The organism is Lentzea miocenica, from assembly GCF_033949945.1.
GTDB classification, from domain to species: Bacteria; Actinomycetota; Actinomycetes; order Mycobacteriales; family Pseudonocardiaceae; genus Lentzea; species Lentzea miocenica.
Genome location: NZ_JAXAVW010000096.1, coordinates 1 through 1,179 on the forward strand (window position 1 = coordinate 1; position 1,179 = coordinate 1,179).

The window sequence follows — 1,179 nt, forward strand, 5'->3', positions numbered from 1 at the left end:
TGTCATGTGATTCTGTTTGCTTTACGTCCGTGTGACTGGTGATGGTGTTGGCTGTCAGGATGGAACTGACGGCCGACGAGCGGGCCGAGTTGCGGGCGCTGGTGAACAGTCCGGACGTGGTGGCGACGGTCGCGACACGGGCGCGGATCGTGTTGTGGCAGGCGGAGAAGCGGCCGAAGAAGGAGATCGCGGAGTTGGCCGGGGTGTCGCGGCCGACGGTGGACCTGTGGCTGTCGCGCTATGAGGCCGAGGGGCTGGGCGGGTTGCTGGATCATCCGCGCGGGGCTGGTCGGGAGCAGGTCCCCGCGCGGGTGCGGGCCCGGATTCTGGCGGCGACCCGCGTAAGCCCGCCTGCGGAGACCGGGTTGTCGCACTGGTCGAGCCGGGAGATGGCCGCGTGGATCACTCGTGCCGAAGGGGTGTCGGTCTCGCACCACTACGTAGCGAAACTGTGGCGGGAGAACGGGTTGCGGCCGCATCGCCACGGCACGTTCAAGCTCAGCCGTGATCCGGAGTTCGCGGACAAGGTGGCCGACATCGTCGGCCTGTACCTGTCCCCGCCGGGCGGGGCGGTCGTGCTCAGTGTCGATGAGAAGACCCAGATCCAGGCGCTGGACCGGACCCAGCCGCTGCTGCCGATGACCTTCGACGCCAGCGAGCAGCGCACCCACGACTACCGCCGGCACGGCACGACGAACCTGTTCGCCGCGCTGAACGTGGCCACCGGCGAGGTCTACGGCGAGTGTCTCCCGGTCCGCGACGGCGCGAACTTCCTGACCTTCCTCAAGAAAGCCGTGAAACCGCATGCTGGCAAGAAGGTCCATGTGGTGCTGGACAATCTGTCCACCCACACCACGCCCGAGGTGATGACCTGGCTGCAGGCCAACCCGCACGTGCGGTTCCACCACACGCCGAAAGGGTCGTCGTGGATCAACCAGATCGAGATCTGGTTCGGCATCATCACCCGCCAGGCCATCCGCCGCGGCACCTTCAGCTCGGTCAAAGTCCTCATCGGACAGATCCGTGACTACATCGACCACTGGAACGCCGACGCCAAGCCCTTCACCTGGACCGCCTCCGCCGACGAGATCCTGGCCAAGGTCCGCGTCGTCCAGGCCAGCGTCAAGAAGCTGGTCGACAACAACGCGAAGTAAAGCCAACAGGGTCACGAGACACTAG

Annotated in this window: 1 protein-coding gene; it reads left to right on the top strand. The window is 66.0% G+C overall.

Features of this window, described 5'->3' with window-relative positions:
• Positions 1–59: 59 nt before the first annotated feature.
• The gene (locus SK803_RS46340) at positions 60–1,154 is read left to right on the top strand and encodes an IS630 family transposase (protein WP_319972642.1); all 1,095 of its coding nucleotides are present in this window, start codon (positions 60–62) and stop codon (positions 1,152–1,154) included.
• Positions 1,155–1,179 lie beyond the last annotated feature (25 nt).

Excerpts from the sequence above, each read along its gene's own strand:
- SK803_RS46340 (WP_319972642.1), top strand. The coding sequence starts at position 60 with ATGGAACTGACGGCCGACGAGCGGGCCGAGTTGCGGGCGCTGGTGAAC.